Below are 17,433 nucleotides of genomic sequence, written 5' to 3'. Positions count from 1 at the left end.
TGTTTGATGGCTGACAAAGGTCATCAGCCTGACCCGATTGCTTGTTTTTGCGTTGCCCTCCCCAACATCCTGCTGATCCGTCCCTGCCGCAGGAAACTCCTATGCCCGGTTTAACGCGTCGCCAGATTTTGCTGGACTTGCTCAGCCCCTATAAAGCCCGTATCGCAGCGGCTTTGGTTGCCCTGGTGGTTGCCGCCGGCTGTGTATTGCTGATTGGGCAGGGCCTGAAGCAGGTGATCGACAAAGGGTTTGTCGCGGGTAGCCCGGAACTCCTGAATCTGGCGTTACTGGGGCTGCTGTTGGTAATTGTGCTTATGTCGCTCGCCACCTATGCGCGGTTTTATCTGGTTTCCTGGTTGGGTGAGCGCATCACCGCCGATTTGCGCCGCCGGGTGTTTGCCCACCTGTTGAGTTTGTCACCGGTTTTTTTTGAGCAAAATCGCACGGGCGATGTGCTTTCACGCCTCACCAACGACACCACACAATTGGAAACCGTTATTGGCTCCAGCGTATCTATGGCGCTGCGCAATGCACTTTTGTTGCTGGGGGGATTGGTGATGTTGGCGGTTACCAGCCTCAAGCTGACCGCGCTGGTATTGGTGGCGATTCCCTTTGTTTTGGTGCCCATTATCGCCTTTGGTCGCCGGGTGCGAACCCTTGCGCGCGCCAGTCAGGATTCGGTTGCCCATGTAGGCGCCTATACCGACGAGGTGATCCACGAAATCCGCACGGTGCAGGCCTATGGCCATGAGTCGGCCGCGGCCGCGGCTTTCAACCAGCGAGTGGAGGCAACCTTCGCCACCGGCATCAAGCGTGTGCAACAGCGGGCGTTTCTGGTAGTGGCGGTGATTACCTTGGTATTTAGTGCAGTGGCGCTGATTTTATGGGTGGGCGGCCATGATGTGTTGGCCGGGCGTATCAGTGCCGGTGAACTTTCAGCTTCTATCTTTTACGCGGTGATTGTCGCCAGCGCTATGGGCACTATCTCGGAAGTGATTGGCGACTTGCAGCGCGCTGCCGGTGCGACTGAGCGATTGGTGGAGTTATTGACCACCCAGTCTAGCCTGCCGCTGCCTGCTCATCCAATACCTTTGCCGCCAGCGGCCGGCTTGGTGGAGCTGCGCGATGTCTATTTCGCCTATCCATCGCGCCCGGATACACCGATCTTCAAGGGGTTTAATCTGCGCGTAAATCCGGGTGAAAAAGTGGCGCTGGTGGGGCCTTCGGGAGCGGGCAAAAGCACCTTATTCCAATTGTTGCAGCGCTTTTACGATCCTCTTGGTGGCAGTGTGCTGCTCGATGGTGTTGACCTTAAAGCCGCTGACCTGCAAGCGCTGCGTGCGCGCATCGCCCTGGTGCCCCAAGATCCGGTGATTTTTGCCGCCAGTGTGCGCGATAACCTGCGTTATGCCCGGCCTGAGGCGAGTGATGAACAGGTGATTGCCGCCTGCGAAGCAGCCTTTGCGATGGAGTTTATCCAGCAGTTGCCCGAGGGGCTGGATACCGATTTGGGTGAGCGTGGCCTGCGTTTATCCGGCGGTCAGAAGCAGCGTATCGCCATTGCCAGGGCGATATTGGCGGATCGTCCGATTTTATTATTGGATGAGGCGACCAGTGCCTTGGATTCCAACAGTGAACAGATGGTGCAGCAGGCATTGGAGCGACTGATGCAAAATCGCACCACCATTATGATTGCCCATCGCCTCTCCACCGTGGTGAATGCGGATCGCATACTGGTGTTACAAGCGGGGCGTATTGTCGCCACCGGCACCCACAATGAGCTGCTTGCCCACAGCGAACTCTATCAGCAACTGGCGCGTTTGCAGTTCCAGAGCGAATCAAATAGCGAGCAATAGCCGGTTAACCCAAACAAAACGGCCACTGGAGACAGTGGCCGTTTTGCTTTATTTACCGCACCAGCCGGAACAGACTTGCAGGACGTTTCCGGCTGGCGCTAGCTGCTGTTATCGACAGCGGCGACGCTGTTATTGACAGCTGCGAACCAGCGACCAGGCATTTTGCCAGGCCCAGCCAGTGCCCGGTGCGTAAGGCCCGCCGACAGTACACCAGCCAGCCACGGTACAGCTGTATTCACTGCCGCCGTTTTGTACCAAGGCACCGGTGGTGTAGGTGGCGCCATTAACGTAGGCCGGTGAGCTGCAGTTGCCGGTTGCGACTGAAGATGAAGATGCCGCTTGGCTGCTGACGCTGGAAGAGCTGGGTGCAACTGACGCCACTGAAGAGGATGACGAGGTCACACCGCCAACACAGGCGCCCAAATCCAGCCAGAAGTTGTATTGGCCATTGTTGGTTGCGGGGTTATTGCCCTGGGTCCAATAGTTAGCCTGATAGCGTCTGCCGTTGTGTTGGATTTGGGTTGGGTTTTGGTAGGCGATGGTTGGATTCCAAATCCCCAGACCGGCACAGGTGTTGTTTGACACACTGGAGGCGAGCGATGAGCTGGCCACTGACCCAACGGATGAGCTGGGTACAGAACTCGGCGTAGAGGACGCTGCTGAGGAGTTGCTGCTGCCACCATAGTTCACATCGATACATTGGTAGAAACCTTCGGCTGCATCCAATTCCCAGTCGCGCTGCCAAATGCTGTACACAATATGGCGACCGGTGCGCGGTGGCATGGGCACAGTGTGCAGTGAAGTCGCTTCAGCTGGCTCTTTGCCAGAATCGTAAATTAACTCGAGGTCAGACCAGCGCAGCGGTTGGGCGTGGTTGTAACCTTCGCGGGTGATGTAATAGCGGAAGTACATGGTTTTGTGCGCCGCGGTATTGGTCCATACAAATTGCAGCGGGCCGGCAGACACATTGGTGGCTGGCCAGTCAGTGCGGGCCAAATCCATACCAAACAGGTTGGCGCGGTTGGCGCTACAGAGGCGGCCGTCCGGGATAAAAAACTCATGGTTATCGCGCACACCGCCCACGGCCACTTCCTGCGGCGTATACAAACCGCCGTTACCCGCTGCTTTGGCGGCGATACATGCCGGGTGGGTGGGGTTTTCGATACCGTTTTCCTTACATTGGATCACACGGCTTTTGGGCGATGACACAAAACCGTGAGCATTGGCTTGGCTGACGGCAAACAACGAACTGAGGCTGATGATTAGGGCGGATACACCACAACTTTTCAGGTTGAGATGTGAGTGCCACTTATTGATCTTGTTCACTCTAGGTCTCCTGCTGGGATTAAAGGTGATACCGGTGCCACTCGGGTGGCGCGGCAACATCAGTGCATCTGCATGCGCACAGGCAATGCAAAACGATGCAACAGCAGCGAGTCTAAAATGACAACGTTGTATTTGACGAGTCCGACTTTTGGTCAAAACGGTAGGACTTTGGGTAGCAGGTTCGAATTTTGGTTATATGCAGAAGCCAGTCACAAAAAGTGCGCTGCAGGTTTATTGCGGCAGCGCAAAAACACAAATAAACATACTGCCTTTACCCGGTTCACTGGTGATTTTTAATTCGGCGTAGTGGCGCATCAATACGTGTTTAACTATGGCAAGGCCCAAACCAGTGCCGCCAGTGCCGCTATTGCGGCTGGCATCCACGCGATAAAAACGCTCGGTCAGGCGCGGAATATGCTGGGCCTCTATGCCCGGGCCGTTATCGCTGACCGATACATAGACGTGTTTTTGATCCTGCCACAGCAAGATACTGATCCGCCCCTCGGCTTGGGTGTATTTGATGGCGTTAATCACCAGATTGGAAAAGGCGCTGTGCAATTCCTTTTCATTGCCCTGCAGTAGCAGGGGTTTGGTGGTGTTGTTACACACCAGGGTGAGCTGTTGGTTTTTCTCCTTGCCCAGCACATCGGCCTCGCTTTTAACAACGGCCAACAGCTGTTCAATATTAATGGGTTTGTGGTTGTGCCCTGCCTCGGTGGTTTCCAGTTTGGACAGCACCAGTAAATCGTTAATCAGCAGCGACATACGTTTGGCCTGCTGCAGCATTTGTTGCAGGGGTTTATTCCAGCTCGGCGTAGTGTTGTTATCGGCGAGGGTTTCTACATAACCGTTAATCACGGTGAGTGGCGTGCGCAATTCGTGGGAGACGTTGGCGATAAAATCCTGGCGCATTTTTTCCAGATTGTGCAGCTGGGTGACATCGCGCACCACAATCAAACGCTCCATTTTGCCGAAGGGCGTGATTTGGAACTGCAAGTGTTTGGAGGAAAAACGCGGCGATGGAATTTCCAGCGGCTCGCCGTAATTACCCTCTTCAAAGTAGGCGACAAACTTGGGGTGGCGGATAAAGTTGATCACCGATTGGCCCTGGTCTTTGGTATTGAGCGCGAGCATGCGGTGCGCTGCGGGGTTCCAAAAATCCAGGCAACCGCGCGCGTCCAAAATAATCAGGCCGTCTTTGAGTGCGGAGCTGATTTCCTGGATGCGTTTGATAACGGCTTGCAGGTTGTCTTTTTCGATGCGTTGGTCGCGCTGCAGCTGGTAGATATTGTCGAACACCTGCCCCCAAATACCGCTGGCTTCGGGTGGGTGTTCGCTCTCGCGCTTGAGCAGCCATTGGTTAAGGCGACGCATTTGCCAGAGCATCCACAGGATGTAAACGCCGCAGCCCAGCAACATCCACAGGGCGTAATTGTCGCTAAAAAACCCAATCAGGCTGCAGATGGCGAGAATAATCAGAATGCGCTGCAGCTCAGCGCTAAAACCTTTTAACAAGAGTGCCTCTCAGTGTCGATCCGTTTTCGGTAGCGGGCAAGCCTGCGCGACACGCCATAAACCCATCCATGGGGGCTAATCGTCGACATCCTGTCTCCGATTGTCGCTCAGGCTTGCCCGCTCCCGAAAACTTGCAACTTGATACAATCAGGCTTCGATGCGAGTAGAAAAACGATAGCCTGTTCCGCGCACAGTCTGGATCAGGTCTTCGTGACCGTCGATGGTCAGGGCTTTGCGCAGGCGGCGGATATGCACGTCCACCGTGCGCTCCTCCACATAGACATTGCCGCCCCAGACGTGATCCAGCAATTGGCTGCGAGTATAGGCTCTTTCCTGGTGGGTGAGAAAAAACTCCAGCAAGCGGTATTCGGTAGGGCCCATATCCACAGACTGGTCATTGATGGTGACCCGGTGGCTTGCAGGGTCAAGGCACAGGCCCTGCACGGTAATCGGCGCGGCGGTAATCTGCGGGTCGGCGCGGCGCAGTACCGCCTTTAAACGGGCGACCAGCTCACGCGGGGAGAAGGGTTTGGTGATGTAATCGTCGGCGCCTACTTCCAAGCCCTGGATCTTGTTATCTTCCTCGCCTTTGGCGGTGAGCATGATGATGGGGGTATTGGCGGTGACTTCATCGCGCTTGAGGCGGCGCGCCAGTTCGATACCACTGGTGCCGGGCATCATCCAATCCAGCAGAATCAGGTCGGGTTTTTCATCGATAATCAGGCCGTGGGCGTCTTGCGCATTGCTGGCTTCCAGCACCTGGTATTCAGCCATTTCCAGCGCTACACGCAACATATCGCGAATAGCGGATTCATCGTCGACGATAAGGATTTTGCGACCAGTCATAATCTTCTGCCTAATAAAGCTACGGTAGGCTTCACGGTTCATGAAGCTATTGTTGCAGCTTATTTAATAAGCTCAGTGTTACATATTTATGACAAGTCTGAAAATTCCAGCGTCGAGCCCCTGAGCGGTTTATTTCAGCGAATAATCGGCGACCAAACCGGCAAATATTGCAACACCAACCCAGTTGTTATTTAAAAAGGCCTTGAAGCAGGCATCGCGGTTGCGAAAGCGAATCAGCCATTGTTGATAGATAAACAGCGCTGCCGCTACCGCCAAACCCAAATAATAGTAGAGTCCCAGCTCAAAACGATTGCCCACCAGTAGCAGCGCATACAGAGTTAAACCCTGCAGTATGCCGGTCATCAAACGATCCTGTTCTCCAAATAAAATCGCAGTGGATTTAACCCCGATTTTCAGGTCGTCATCCCTGTCCACCATGGCGTAAAAGGTGTCGTAGGCAACCGTCCAGAGCACTACCGCCAAATACACCAGCCAGATATTTTCATGCAGCGCGCCCGCTTCGGCGGCAAACGCCATGGGGATGCCCCAGGCAAATGCAGCCCCTAACACCACCTGTGGCAGGTGGGTGTGACGCTTCATAAAGGGGTAGCAAAAGGCGAGCAGCAGGCCGCCAACCGACAGTTTGATGGTGAGCGGGTCAGTCATTAATACCAGTGCAAATGCGACCAAACACAGGCCGATAAACAAACCAAACGCCTCGCGGCTGGACACTGCGCCCGTTGCCAGCGGACGGTTTTTGGTGCGCTGCACACTGCCGTCAATCTTGCGGTCGGCAAAGTCGTTGATCACACAGCCGGCAGAGCGCATCACAATCACACCCAGGGTAAAAATCACCAGGTTTTCCAAACGCGGCATACCCTTGGCAGCCAGCCACAGGCTCCACAAGGTCGGCCAGAGCAGTAGCAGCGTTCCTATGGGGCGATCCATGCGCATCAGGCGCCAGTAAATTGGTGCCTTTTGCTGGATTTTGGCGACAAGGCCGCCAATTTCGCGACTTTTAACGACTTTAGTGCGGTTCTTTTGGGGCTGCATCGGTTTGGCCGCAAGCGCCGCTTTATCAACTGGCTGGGCTGGGGCGGCTTTGGTGGGCCGGCGGGAAGATTTAGGGCTGTTCATAGGCCGATATCAGTCTGTTGTGATTGGTGATCGGGAATCGTTGGAGCGTAATTGATCGCAAAAAGCGGGCAAAAAAACTTCACTGACCAGCAGCGGTTTGCCATCCAGTGCAAATACCGAACGGCGCCCCCAGAGCGGAGTGGAACAGGCGATCCCGGGTGGTAGGTACGCATCATCAGCATTAAAGCTCGCCACCGCAATGGGGCTGCGCACCAGTTGTGGCTGACTGAACAAAAATGCCCCCAAGGGCCGATTGCGCTGTTTGCGCAAATGGCGCAGCTTGCCGCTGAGGCTGGAGAGCGGCAGTACACTGCGGGCGAACACCCAGGGTTGGTGGTGGCCGCGCAGGATTACCTCGCGAATCAGGGCGCGAGCGGGGCGTTTCATGCCCAAGGCTTGCTGCTCATCGCGGCTGGGTAAGGCGAGTTGCTGGCGCAGCACCTCAACCTGAAACTGGCCCTTGCTGAGCCCGACCAAACGCGCGGTCAATGAGCCTTCATCATCCAGCCAGCTGTGCAGGCAGGGTGAAGGGCGATTCCTGAGTGGCAATTGATGGCGTGGGCGCCAGGGGGAATGCAATCGGGTGGAAGCAGTAACACGGGGCAAAATGATCTCCTCTGCCTGCGGTAAGCCGGCGCAGTTTAGCAGCTCGGTCTATTTGCGGTGCGGAAAAACCCGCGTCAAGCCTGCCGCAACAGGCCGCAAGCAGGTACACTCGCGGCTTAACACATGAAAGGAGAAGCATTATGCACAAGACCGATATAGTTGTTGCCCTGGCAAACAATACTGACCTGGGGGTAAATAAAGCAGATTTGGTGGTTTCGGCTTTTGTTGAGCAAATCACTAACGCCCTGGCGCGCGGTGAATCTGTCGCCCTGTTAGGTTTTGGTACCTTCAATGTCAGTGAGCGCGCTGCCCGCGAAGGCCGCAATCCACAGACCGGCGCGACTATTCAAATCGCCGCCAGTAAAACGGTCACCTTCAAGGCCGGTAAAGCGCTTAAAGACGCCGTTAACGAATAAGCCACTTCCCACCCTGCGGCGCCCGTGCGCCGCAGTGGTTTGTCCTCTTTTAAAAATAATTTCCCCGAGGTTCACCTATGTCCCTGACCAATAAGATCCTGCTTGGCATGCTGTTGGGTATAGCGGTAGGCATAGGTTTCAATCTGTTAATCGTTGTCGATGAAGCGAGTAATTTACCCGCCACGCCCTTGGGTGTCTGGTTGCAAACGGTTGTCATCGACGGTGTTCTTGATGCCGTTGGCCAAATATTTGTTGCCTCGTTAAAACTGTTGGTAGTGCCTCTGGTATTTGTGTCGCTGGTCTGCGGCGCTATGGCATTGGGCGGCCATAGTCGTATGGGCCCCCTGGCGACTAAAACCCTGCTGTTTTACATGTTCACTACCGCATTGGCGATTGGGCTGGCTATGGGGGTGGCAGCTTTAGTGCAGCCGGGTGCGGGAGTTGATATGGCCCCGCTGGCTAATTACACCACGCCCGCATCGCCCTCGGTCAAAGAGACCTTTATCAATATCTTTCCCAGCAATCCGGTGCAGGCTATGGCCGAAGGCAATATGCTGCAGGTGATTGTATTTTCGATTTTGTTTGGCATTGCCATCTCACGCACTGGCGGTGAAGTGGGCAGCAGCATGAAAACCTTTTTTGAGCAGCTGAACGAAGTGGTGCTCAAAATGATGTTATTGCTGATGCAGCTTGCGCCCTATGGCGTGTTTTGTTTGCTGGCCAAACTGTTTGCGAGCATCGGTTTTTCGGCGATTGCCGATCTGGCTAAATATTTCTTCACCGTGCTTTTTGTGCTCCTGCTGCACGGTCTGGTTGTTTATGGCAGCCTGCTAAAACTCTTTACTGGTTTGAGCCCGGTTATATTTTTCAAAAAAATGTGGAAGGTGGCGGTGTTTGCATTTAGTACCGCATCCAGCAACGCCACCTTGCCGGTGACTATGCGCACGGTCGAGCACGACCTGGGTGTAGACAATAAAATCAGCAGCTTTGCTGTGCCATTGGGTGCCACCATTAATATGGACGGCACGGCCATTATGCAGGGTGTAGCTACCATTTTTATCGCCCAGGTCTACGGGATTGAGATTGGTGCGGCCGGTTATTTGACGGTCATACTCACCGCAACACTCGCTTCTGTGGGGACGGCGGGTGTGCCCAGTGTGGGCTTGGTGATGCTGGCGATGGTGCTGCAATCAGTAGGTGTACCGGTTGAAGGCATAGCCCTGATTATCGGGGTTGATCGTTTGTTGGATATGGTGCGCACCGCCGTTAACGTCAATGGCGATGCCGTTGTTTCCGTTATAGTTGCCAAAAGCGAAGGCATGATTGATGAATCGCGCTTTCACAATATGAAGCTCAACGCCGAAGTCGATCCCGTCTAGTGACGGGTCGCACTTTGGTCGTCTTCAGTATCAAACTCCACACTGATTGATAAATCCTCCACCAAACAAGGCCAGCGCTCCAGCTCCTGTTGCCAGCCGTTGGTTTTGTGGGTGAGCACATAATCCTCCAAATGCTGGCTATTAAAGCCCTGCTCATCCAGCAATAGTTCTGCGGAAAACAGCACTGCCTGATCCAGCTCGTTCGCAAACGGCTCGCCAATCAATTCATGGGCGATAACATTGGCCATGGTCATGTCCATCGGCGCGAGAGGAATGCCGCTCTTGGCCATAAAGCGATCATTCACCTCTTCCAGCAACCTGTGCGCAAGGTAGGCTTCATCCAGCAATGCTTGCAGCTGGCTGTGGGGGTCAACAATGGAGGGGGGCGATAAAAAGTAGTCGCTGGCAATTTTCAGCAGCGGTTTCACATCTTCATAAATACCGGCTTCCTGCGCCATGCTGCGGATCGCATCGATAAAATCAGGCACATGTTTAATGTAGCGCACGACAAAATCGGCGAGTTTTTTACTGGCCTTGTCAGCGGGTAATTTAATCGCGTTATGTAAATGCCCCTTGCGACACTCCACGAACTCCAACAGCTTGCCCGAGGCGGAATCCTGTTCCTGCGCCTGGCGTATAAGTTGGCGAATGGGGTTTAGTGGGTCATTCATAGCGCCTGTATATTGGTTATAGGTAATCACATTCATTGTCCTTCGCGGCGCCTACTTCAACGAGTGGCGATTTAAAAGTAAACCATGGCAGTGCAAATGCAAGTGACTCTTAATAACGTGTTTTTATAAGAATTATCGGAATTGCCCAAAATTACCTGAACACCTTTGGAGTGCTCAGGTAACCCATTGATTTAGGTGGGCACTTAAAATGCACCTGAAAGCTTCAAGCGCAGGCTATTGTCCAGATCGCCGGTAAAATACTGCTGGAATTGCAATCCCAGATCCAGGCGCCCCAGGGTTTGGCCAATACCAATTACGCCATACAGGCCTCCATCGATCTCAATATCTTCCGAGTAGCAATCGCTGCAATTACTGATGCTGCGCTCGGAAGCGAGAATGCCGCTAACACCGCCACGCAGGGTCACAAAGGTCATGTTGTCCTGACCAAAGCGATACTTGGGGCCATATTCGGCAAATAGCATAAAGGCATTGGCGTCAGATTCCTCATAGTCCACATCGTCACCCCAGTAATCCTCCACGTATTGGCCGAAGGCTGCGTTGTCGCGATAAAACAGCACATTGATACCCAGACTAAGGGTATTTTCGCTATTGCTGGAATAGTACTCCGCAGCGCCGCCCACGGCCGTTGCAGTGTCTTCAATGCCCTGTGACGCCGCTGCTGCTTCATCAAAATTTACGTGGTCTATATGGCCCGACCAGCTCCAGCCGGTGATGGCTGTGTTGGACTGGCTGTTGGGTGATGCGGCGAAAGAAGCCAGGCTGGCAAACATCAAACTGGTTGCAAAGGCTATGCGCCGGGCGTGAGACAGTGAGCTTTTCATAGTGATTGTCCATTCATGGGTTAATAAAAAGAGATAAAAGTCTGGCGTTATTCCGCGAGGTATTTTGATTAATCTAGGCTGTCGAAACTGTACATCCACTTAACAATCGCGCTTATAGCATCGCTTTCCGTGAATTTGGCGCCCTGAATCTATATACTTTCCGGCATATTATGTATCAGCCTGTGAGTCTTCTTATGTCAGACCGTATTGCCCAGGTCACCCGCAACACCCTGGAAACAAAAATCAGCGTCAGCCTGAACCTGGATGGCGCCGGCAAAGGTGTATTCAACACCGGTGTTCCCTTCCTTGAACACATGATGGACCAGATCGCCCGCCACGGCATGATTGATCTGGACGTCACCTGTGACGGTGACACCCATATCGACGATCACCACTCAGTGGAAGATATAGGTATCACCATCGGCCAGGCGGTTGCCAAAGCCGTGGGCGACAAAAAAGGTATACGTCGTTACGGTCACGCCTATGTACCACTGGATGAAGCGCTGTCGCGGGTGGTGATTGACTTCTCCGGCCGCCCCGGTCTGGTAATGCAAATTCCCTTTACCCAAAAACGTATCGGTCAATTTGATGTAGAGCTGTTCTGGGAGTTTTTCCAGGGCTTCGTCAATCACGCCGGGGTCACCCTGCACGTGGACAACCTGCGCGGCCACAACGCCCACCACCAGATCGAAACCGTGTTCAAAGCCTTCGGCCGCGCCCTGCGCATGGCCTTGGAGAAAGATCCGCGCATGGAAGGCATTATGCCCTCCACCAAAGGTAGCCTCTGAGTCATGGCCAGTGCTAAACAGACGGTCGCCGTTATCGACTACGGCATGGGCAACCTCCACTCGGTAGCCAGCGCCCTGAGCCATGTCGCACCCGAACAACATGTTGTAGTCACTGCAGATCCGGCGGTGGTCGCTGCTGCTGACCGCGTGGTATTCCCCGGTGTGGGCGCTATTCGCGACTGCATGGCGGAAATCAAACGCCTCGGTTTCGATAAGTTGCTGCGCGAACAAATCGCCACCGGTAAACCGGTGCTGGGTATTTGTGTGGGCATGCAGGCGCTGATGGATCACAGCGAAGAAAATGGCGGTGTGGATTGCATCGGCATACTGCGCGGAAACGTGCGCTTCTTCGGCGAAAACCATCAGGATGCAGCGGGAAATCACTTAAAAGTGCCGCATATGGGCTGGAATCAGGTGCACCACAACAATCATCCCCTGTGGGCTGGTATAACCCAGGATTCACGCTTCTACTTCGTGCACAGTTTTTATATTTTGGCCGACGATACCACCCAAGTTGCGGCAACTTGCGATTATGGTGTGCCCTTTCATGCGGCGCTGGTGCAGGGCAATTTGTTTGCCGTGCAATTCCACCCGGAAAAGAGCCATACCGCTGGCTTGCAGCTGCTGAAGAATTTTTTACAGTGGGATGGCAAGGCGTAGGTTGGGCAACAATGCCCAACATCGTTACTGCCGCCACCCACGTTGGGCATAACTGCCCAACCTACATTTCTGTTTAATCGAGATTGATCAATGTTAATTATCCCCGCAATTGATTTAAAAGACGGCCAATGCGTGCGCTTGCGCCAGGGTTTGATGGACGATTCCACGGTATTCTCTGACGATCCCGTGGCTATGGCCGCACAATGGGTACAACAAGGCTGTCGCCGTTTGCACCTGGTGGACTTGAACGGCGCTTTTGAAGGCAAGCCGGTGAATGGCGGCGTGGTAACGGCCATCGCCAAAGCCCACCCGAATCTGCCGATCCAGATTGGCGGCGGTATTCGCAGCGCGGAAACTATTGAGTACTACCTGAATGCGGGCGTGCAGTACGTGATTATCGGCACTAAAGCGGTAAAAGAGCCGCAGTTTGTGACCGATATGTGCAAACAATTTCCCGGTCATATCATTGTTGGTCTGGACGCCAAAGACGGCTGGGTCGCCACCGACGGCTGGGCGGAAGTATCCAATGTGCAGGCATCTGAGCTGGCCAAGCGTTTTGAGCAAGACGGCGTAAGCAGCATTGTCTACACCGACATCGCCCGCGACGGCATGATGCAGGGAGTCAATGTGCAGGCAACTGTGGCTATGGCGCAGGCGTCCAGCATTCCGGTGATCGCCTCCGGGGGTATTACCAATATGGACGATATCATCGCGCTTAAAGCCGAAGCCCATAAAGGTATCTGTGGTGCTATTACCGGCCGCGCTATTTATGAAGGTACCCTGAGCATGGCGGAAGCCCAGGCTTATTGTGATGCTCGCTAATTAACGTTGGCAAAGTCGCATAAAAAAAGCCCCAACACATCACTGCGTTGGGGCTTTTTTTATGCGCTGAAAGCTAATTAGGCTTTGCGCGCTCTTCTCCAGCCAAGACCGAGGAGAGCCAGGCCCAACAAGGCCAGCGGTGCAGGTTCTGATACAGAAGTCGGGTTGCTTGCCGCGTCAACACCGTCCAACCACAGGCTCCAGTAGTTGCCCATGTTGATATGATTGGCTGGTTGATTCCAGTTCTCCAGAGCGATAGGAGTTTGGTTGTCAAAGACAAAACCGGCATCCAGGGTAGAGCCAGCAGCCCAGTTGTTGTAAGTGGCTACAGTGAAAATGTAATCGCCAGCGGCCAGGCTGTTGAACCACAAACCTGAATCATAAATAGTTTGGGTAGATGGGTTGATGCTTGAATTGTCGTCGTTTTGACCGATCAGTGTGCCATCTGCTTTCCACAGTGCGGTGATAGGGTCGAAGTTTACGCCACCTTGGAATGAATCAGTCCAAACACGCACATCAGTGGCATCCGCACCAACAGTGAAATAGGTGTAGATAACGTCGTTGTGGTTCTCGATCTCACCGGTAAAGTGGAACAAGCCAGCGTTGGCGTAGCCAGTGAATGACAGGAGCGCAGCCGCCGCCAGAGCAGTAATCTTTTTCATGGATTTTCCTTTACAACAATAGTTTTAAGTTAGACGACTCTCCATCGTGGAGATATCGGGCGACACATTTACAATTTTCGCGCCATTATTTAAATATCTATAAATATCAATGGGTTATTATTTTTTGGTAATTGCTGATGTAAGTTTAATCGACATTAAAAGCTATTAAGGTGAACTTCCCTATATATATTATTTATATAATGTGACGCACTTCACACAGTGCTATTAGTTCCCGCCAGAGGTGGAATACAGGCTAAAATGGCGCCTTGTTAACGCTATTCTTGAGAATTTTATGGCTCTTGCAAAACGCATAATCCCCTGCCTCGATGTCGATAATGGCCGTGTGGTCAAAGGTGTGCAATTTCTGGATATCCGCGATGCGGGTGATCCGGTAGAAATTGCCAAGCGCTACAACCAGGAAGGGGCGGATGAGATCACCTTTTTGGATATCACCGCCACCCATGAAGGTCGTGCAACTACAGTCCATACTGTGGAAAAGATCGCCAGCGAAGTGTTTATCCCGCTGACTGTGGGTGGTGGTATTCGCACTGTGGAAGACATCCGCACTATGCTCAATGCCGGTGCCGATAAGGTAAGCATCAACTCGGCCGCAGTATTCAACCCGGATTTTGTTAAAGCGGCCTCTGACCGGTTTGGTGCCCAGTGCATTGTGGTAGCGATTGATGCCAAAAAAGTTAGCCAGGAGGGTGAAGTGCCTCGCTGGGAGATATTCACCCACGGCGGCCGTAAACCCACAGGTATAGATGCCGTAGAGTGGGCAGCCAAGATGGCAGCTTATGGTGCCGGCGAAATCCTGCTCACCAGCATGGACGGCGATGGAACCAAAAAAGGTTATGACCTGGGCGTTACCCGCGCGATTAGCGATGCTGTCCCTGTGCCTGTTATCGCTTCTGGAGGGGTGGGCAACTTGCAGCATCTGGTGGATGGCGTCACCCAGGGGCGTGCCGATGCAGTCTTGGCCGCCAGTATTTTTCACTTCCGTGAATACACCTTGCAGCAAGCCAAGGAATATATGCGTGAGCGGGGGATTGAAGTGCGGTTGTAGGAGACAATCCAACAACTTGCTGAACCAAAAAAAGGGCACCAATGGGTGCCCTTTTTTAATGGAAGCGACCTAGAAAAGGTAAATCGTCAGCATCTAGGCCGCGCGGTACTGTTTTAGGACATCGGAAACCTTTGGTTCTGAAGCCTGAATAAATTCGATAAATTCACCCACGCCTACTTCGGCATCGGTGCGGCTATCAAATGGCCCTATATCCACGCCTTCACGGGTGGTGTAGTACCAGTAGCCATCTTTCTGTATGTAGCGGCCTTGACGTGAAGGCACACTGCCTTGCTCGCCAGCTCTGTTTAATGTTGCCATATAAATTCCTCGCTGCGCTCTGCGTTTAGATTTCCCTGTGCGGACTGTTCATTAATCGCCCAGCATGATTATAGACAGCAACTAAAGCTCATCGCTAGATTTAGTTGGTCTGCTTATGCATCCCTCTTAGAACTACCAGGATTTAATCAACTTGGCGCCTAATTCGTCAATGTTCCCACAGTGGGGGGATAGAGTCAAAAGGATCTATTGGCGCCCAGACCCTTGGCCAGAGTCCCATCGGGGGCGCCAGACAGCGGCTCTCCTTGGTCGGCAATATGTCCAGCAGTGTTGGTTTAGGCATAAGAGCAGATACTGCGACCAGTTCGACCTGGTAGCTATCGAGTAATGCGGGCAGTTGTTCGAGTACCCTGAGTGTTTCCGGATAAGGGTGGCCAATCGCGACAGCAAGACCCTGTTGTTGCGCTTTTTCCAGTGCCCGTAAGAGCTGTTGGTGGATGAGTTGTTGATCGCGTTTGTCGTCCAAAAATACATCGCGCTTGAGGCTTGGTAAGCCTATGGCTTGGGCCTGATTCAGGGCTTGGGTTTGGGCACTGGTTCGACTATCTACAAAGTACAGCCGGCGGTGTTTGAGTTCCGCCATCAGCCAGCTCATGGGTTCAGCTTGTTCAGTGAGCTGACTGCCCATGTGGTTATTTACTCCTTGCACATAGGGTATCTCGGCGAGGTTATGGCGCAGCACGGCAAGAAATTCGTGTTTATCCATACCGCTGCGCAGGCCGCCGCGCCCCAAGGGGTACTGGTGATGGTTGCTCATGGGCGCGTGCAGCATGATCTCTTTACCCCGGCGATGGGCATAGGCGGCCAGTTCCCGCCCGTGGGGTGTGAAGGGTAAAACGGCAACGGTGATGGCACCGGGCAAGTCAAGGGTGCGTCGCCCCATGCTGAGGTTGTAACCCAGGTCATCGATAATAATCGCCAGCTGTGCTGGCTGGGCGCTTGTTTTACCCGGGGAGCTGGCTGGGGCGGCGCTGCAGAGGGGCGCTGCGCCAGCCAACAGCAAAACCAATAGATGACTTAGCCAAGTGGCTCTTGGCCTGCTCATAAGTTCAGTGCGAAGCTGCCGGATTGTCGGTTTCTGGTTGCAGGACAATATCCGGCGCTATCTCGGGAACTGCTTCCTGGCTGCTGGCCAAGGGTGAGTTTTGCAAGAAGATATTCAGACCTTTGAGCAGGTTGAGCGCCTCATGCAGCTGGTTGTCTTCCTGCAATAGCTCGGCGCTGGTAATGCGGCGCGTGGCGCGATCCTTACTGTTGCTCTCTTTGCCGCCCTTGCTATTGCCCAGGTGGCCGGCAAGATCTGCCTCGGTTACGGCTGGATTTTGCGCAATCGCCGCCACTTGCACCCGCTCCACTTCTACATCGGGCGCTATACCCTGGGCCTGGATAGAGCGGCCATTGGGGGTGTAATAAAGCGCGGTAGTGAGCTTCACGGCGCGGTCATTGCTGATGGGAATAACAGATTGCACCGAGCCTTTGCCAAAACTGCGTGTGCCCATAATGATGCCGCGCTTGTGATCCTGCAGGGCGCCGGCGACGATTTCCGAGGCTGAAGCCGAGCCGTCGTTGATCAGCACTATCAGGGGGAGGCCGCTGGTGATATCGCCCTGTTCGGCGTTGTAGCTGATATTGCTATTGTCCAACCGGCCTTGGGTGTACACCACCAGGCCACCATCCAAAAAGGCGTCTACCACTTCTACGGAGGACTGCAAAACCCCGCCGGGGTTATTGCGCAGGTCGAGAATGATGCCTTTGGTTTCTGGTTGTTTTTTCAATTGGTCCTGGATTTTTTTACTCATTTCCTTGCCCGTATCCAATTGGAATTGGGCGATACGGATATAGAAATAGTCCTGTTCCAGCAGGCGGGTGCGCACACTTTGGACCTTGATAAGGTCGCGCAACAAATTGAAATCGATAGGTTGATCTACGCCATCGCGCATCACGGTGATTTTGATAGGGCTGTTTTTGGGGCCGCGCATCAGGTTCACGGCTTTGTTCAAATCCATGCCTTTGACGGGTTTGTCGTCGATACGCACGACTATGTCACCCGCCAAAATACCCGCATTGGCAGAGGGGCTGCCATCGATAGGTGTAACCACTTTGACATAGCCGTCATCGATACTGACTTCCAGGCCCACGCCGCCAAATTCACCGGAGGTAGAGGCTTGTAAATCGGCAAATGCCTCTTTGTCCAGATAGGCCGAGTGAGGGTCAAGTTCGGCGATCATGCCTTTAATCGCGTACTCCAGCAGTTGGGCATCGCTGATGTCATCGACATAACCACTGCGGACATGGTCGTAAACGCGGGTGAAGGTGCGCAGTTCCTCCAGCGGCAGGAGGCCTGTGGTGGCGGTTGGTGTTTCATCTGCCCATGCAAGGCTGGGCAGCAAGACCAAAAGGCCAGCGAAAGTCTGGCGAAAGCTAGCGGGAAACCGGGGAAAAGCCGCGCAAAACATGAAAGCTCCGATGGCAATTAAGCCAAATCTATCTTTAATCGGGGGCGCA

General features: G+C 53.6%; 18 protein-coding genes. 7 read left to right on the top strand and 11 right to left on the bottom strand.

Features of this window, described 5'->3' with window-relative positions:
• Window positions 1-101 precede the first annotated feature (101 nt).
• Entirely contained in the window at window positions 102-1,856 is a 1,755-nt protein-coding gene (locus ACFODX_RS03720; protein WP_378116191.1) for an ABC transporter transmembrane domain-containing protein, read from the top strand.
• A gap of 129 nt (window positions 1,857-1,985) precedes the next feature.
• On the opposite strand, the gene ACFODX_RS03715 is transcribed toward ACFODX_RS03720, so the two are convergent.
• The 5 genes from ACFODX_RS03715 to ACFODX_RS03695 all read right to left on the bottom strand — a co-directional run bounded on the left by ACFODX_RS03715 (window position 1,986) and on the right by ACFODX_RS03695 (window position 7,286).
• Window positions 1,986-3,182, bottom strand: a complete 1,197-nt coding sequence (locus ACFODX_RS03715; protein WP_378116189.1) for a lytic polysaccharide monooxygenase — start codon at window positions 3,180-3,182, stop codon at window positions 1,986-1,988.
• Between the two features lie 231 nt (window positions 3,183-3,413).
• Complete coding sequence (phoR, locus tag ACFODX_RS03710) at window positions 3,414-4,697, bottom strand: phosphate regulon sensor histidine kinase PhoR (RefSeq protein WP_378116187.1); 1,284 nt, start codon at window positions 4,695-4,697, stop codon at window positions 3,414-3,416.
• A gap of 147 nt (window positions 4,698-4,844) precedes the next feature.
• Window positions 4,845-5,543, bottom strand: coding sequence for a phosphate regulon transcriptional regulator PhoB (gene phoB / locus ACFODX_RS03705; RefSeq protein WP_324257162.1), 699 nt, complete (start codon window positions 5,541-5,543; stop codon window positions 4,845-4,847).
• Between the two features lie 129 nt (window positions 5,544-5,672).
• Window positions 5,673-6,596 carry a 4-hydroxybenzoate octaprenyltransferase gene (ubiA, locus tag ACFODX_RS03700; protein WP_378116950.1) on the bottom strand — a complete coding sequence of 308 codons (924 nt, stop codon included), beginning with the start codon at window positions 6,594-6,596 and terminating at the stop codon, window positions 5,673-5,675.
• 93 nt (window positions 6,597-6,689) lie between these two features.
• Window positions 6,690-7,286, bottom strand: coding sequence for a chorismate--pyruvate lyase family protein (locus tag ACFODX_RS03695; protein WP_378116185.1), 597 nt, complete (start codon window positions 7,284-7,286; stop codon window positions 6,690-6,692).
• Between the two features lie 140 nt (window positions 7,287-7,426).
• Between ACFODX_RS03695 and ACFODX_RS03690 the strand changes: the two genes are divergently transcribed.
• Window positions 7,427-7,702 (top strand): HU family DNA-binding protein, encoded by a 276-nt coding sequence (locus ACFODX_RS03690; RefSeq protein WP_324257159.1) that lies wholly within the window; start codon window positions 7,427-7,429, stop codon window positions 7,700-7,702.
• Window positions 7,703-7,779: 77 nt separating this feature from the next.
• The gene (locus tag ACFODX_RS03685; RefSeq protein WP_378116182.1) at window positions 7,780-9,081 is read left to right on the top strand and encodes a dicarboxylate/amino acid:cation symporter; all 1,302 of its coding nucleotides are present in this window, start codon (window positions 7,780-7,782) and stop codon (window positions 9,079-9,081) included.
• Here ACFODX_RS03685 and ACFODX_RS03680 read toward each other — a convergent pair.
• Both ACFODX_RS03680 and ACFODX_RS03675 read right to left on the bottom strand, forming a co-directional pair.
• Complete coding sequence (locus ACFODX_RS03680) at window positions 9,078-9,752, bottom strand: hypothetical protein (protein WP_378116180.1); 675 nt, start codon at window positions 9,750-9,752, stop codon at window positions 9,078-9,080. The two genes, ACFODX_RS03685 and ACFODX_RS03680, sit on opposite strands and share 4 nt — an antisense overlap.
• A gap of 203 nt (window positions 9,753-9,955) precedes the next feature.
• Window positions 9,956-10,594, bottom strand: a complete 639-nt coding sequence (locus ACFODX_RS03675; RefSeq protein WP_378116178.1) for a hypothetical protein — start codon at window positions 10,592-10,594, stop codon at window positions 9,956-9,958.
• A 194-nt stretch (window positions 10,595-10,788) separates the two neighbouring features.
• On the opposite strand from ACFODX_RS03675, the gene hisB reads away from it, so the two are divergent.
• The 3 genes from hisB to hisA all read left to right on the top strand — a co-directional run bounded on the left by hisB (window position 10,789) and on the right by hisA (window position 12,864).
• Window positions 10,789-11,382, top strand: coding sequence for an imidazoleglycerol-phosphate dehydratase HisB (gene hisB, locus ACFODX_RS03670; protein ID WP_378116176.1), 594 nt, complete (start codon window positions 10,789-10,791; stop codon window positions 11,380-11,382).
• 3 nt (window positions 11,383-11,385) lie between these two features.
• Window positions 11,386-12,042, top strand: a complete 657-nt coding sequence (hisH, locus tag ACFODX_RS03665; RefSeq protein WP_378116174.1) for an imidazole glycerol phosphate synthase subunit HisH — start codon at window positions 11,386-11,388, stop codon at window positions 12,040-12,042.
• A 90-nt stretch (window positions 12,043-12,132) separates the two neighbouring features.
• The gene (hisA, locus tag ACFODX_RS03660) at window positions 12,133-12,864 is read left to right on the top strand and encodes a 1-(5-phosphoribosyl)-5-[(5-phosphoribosylamino)methylideneamino]imidazole-4-carboxamide isomerase (RefSeq protein WP_378116172.1); all 732 of its coding nucleotides are present in this window, start codon (window positions 12,133-12,135) and stop codon (window positions 12,862-12,864) included.
• Window positions 12,865-12,941: 77 nt separating this feature from the next.
• Here the strand turns inward: hisA and ACFODX_RS03655 are convergent, their stop codons facing one another.
• Complete coding sequence (locus ACFODX_RS03655; RefSeq protein WP_378116170.1) at window positions 12,942-13,526, bottom strand: DVUA0089 family protein; 585 nt, start codon at window positions 13,524-13,526, stop codon at window positions 12,942-12,944.
• 292 nt (window positions 13,527-13,818) lie between these two features.
• Between ACFODX_RS03655 and hisF the strand changes: the two genes are divergently transcribed.
• On the top strand, window positions 13,819-14,592 hold the full coding sequence (gene hisF / locus ACFODX_RS03650) for an imidazole glycerol phosphate synthase subunit HisF (RefSeq protein ID WP_378116168.1): 774 nt from the start codon (window positions 13,819-13,821) through the stop codon (window positions 14,590-14,592).
• Between the two features lie 93 nt (window positions 14,593-14,685).
• Here the strand turns inward: hisF and ACFODX_RS03645 are convergent, their stop codons facing one another.
• The 3 genes from ACFODX_RS03645 to ACFODX_RS03635 all read right to left on the bottom strand — a co-directional run bounded on the left by ACFODX_RS03645 (window position 14,686) and on the right by ACFODX_RS03635 (window position 17,384).
• A complete protein-coding gene (locus ACFODX_RS03645) occupies window positions 14,686-14,910 on the bottom strand; it encodes a DUF6316 family protein (RefSeq protein WP_324257150.1) in 225 nt (74 codons plus the stop codon).
• Between the two features lie 166 nt (window positions 14,911-15,076).
• Entirely contained in the window at window positions 15,077-15,973 is an 897-nt protein-coding gene (locus ACFODX_RS03640; protein ID WP_378116166.1) for a divergent polysaccharide deacetylase family protein, read from the bottom strand.
• Between the two features lie 4 nt (window positions 15,974-15,977).
• Window positions 15,978-17,384, bottom strand: coding sequence for a S41 family peptidase (locus ACFODX_RS03635; protein ID WP_378116164.1), 1,407 nt, complete (start codon window positions 17,382-17,384; stop codon window positions 15,978-15,980).
• Window positions 17,385-17,433 lie beyond the last annotated feature (49 nt).

It is taken from the genome of Cellvibrio fontiphilus, assembly GCF_042646205.1.
In the GTDB taxonomy this organism is placed as follows: domain Bacteria; phylum Pseudomonadota; class Gammaproteobacteria; order Pseudomonadales; family Cellvibrionaceae; genus Cellvibrio; species Cellvibrio fontiphilus_A.
This window is presented reverse-complemented; position numbering and strand designations above follow the sequence as displayed.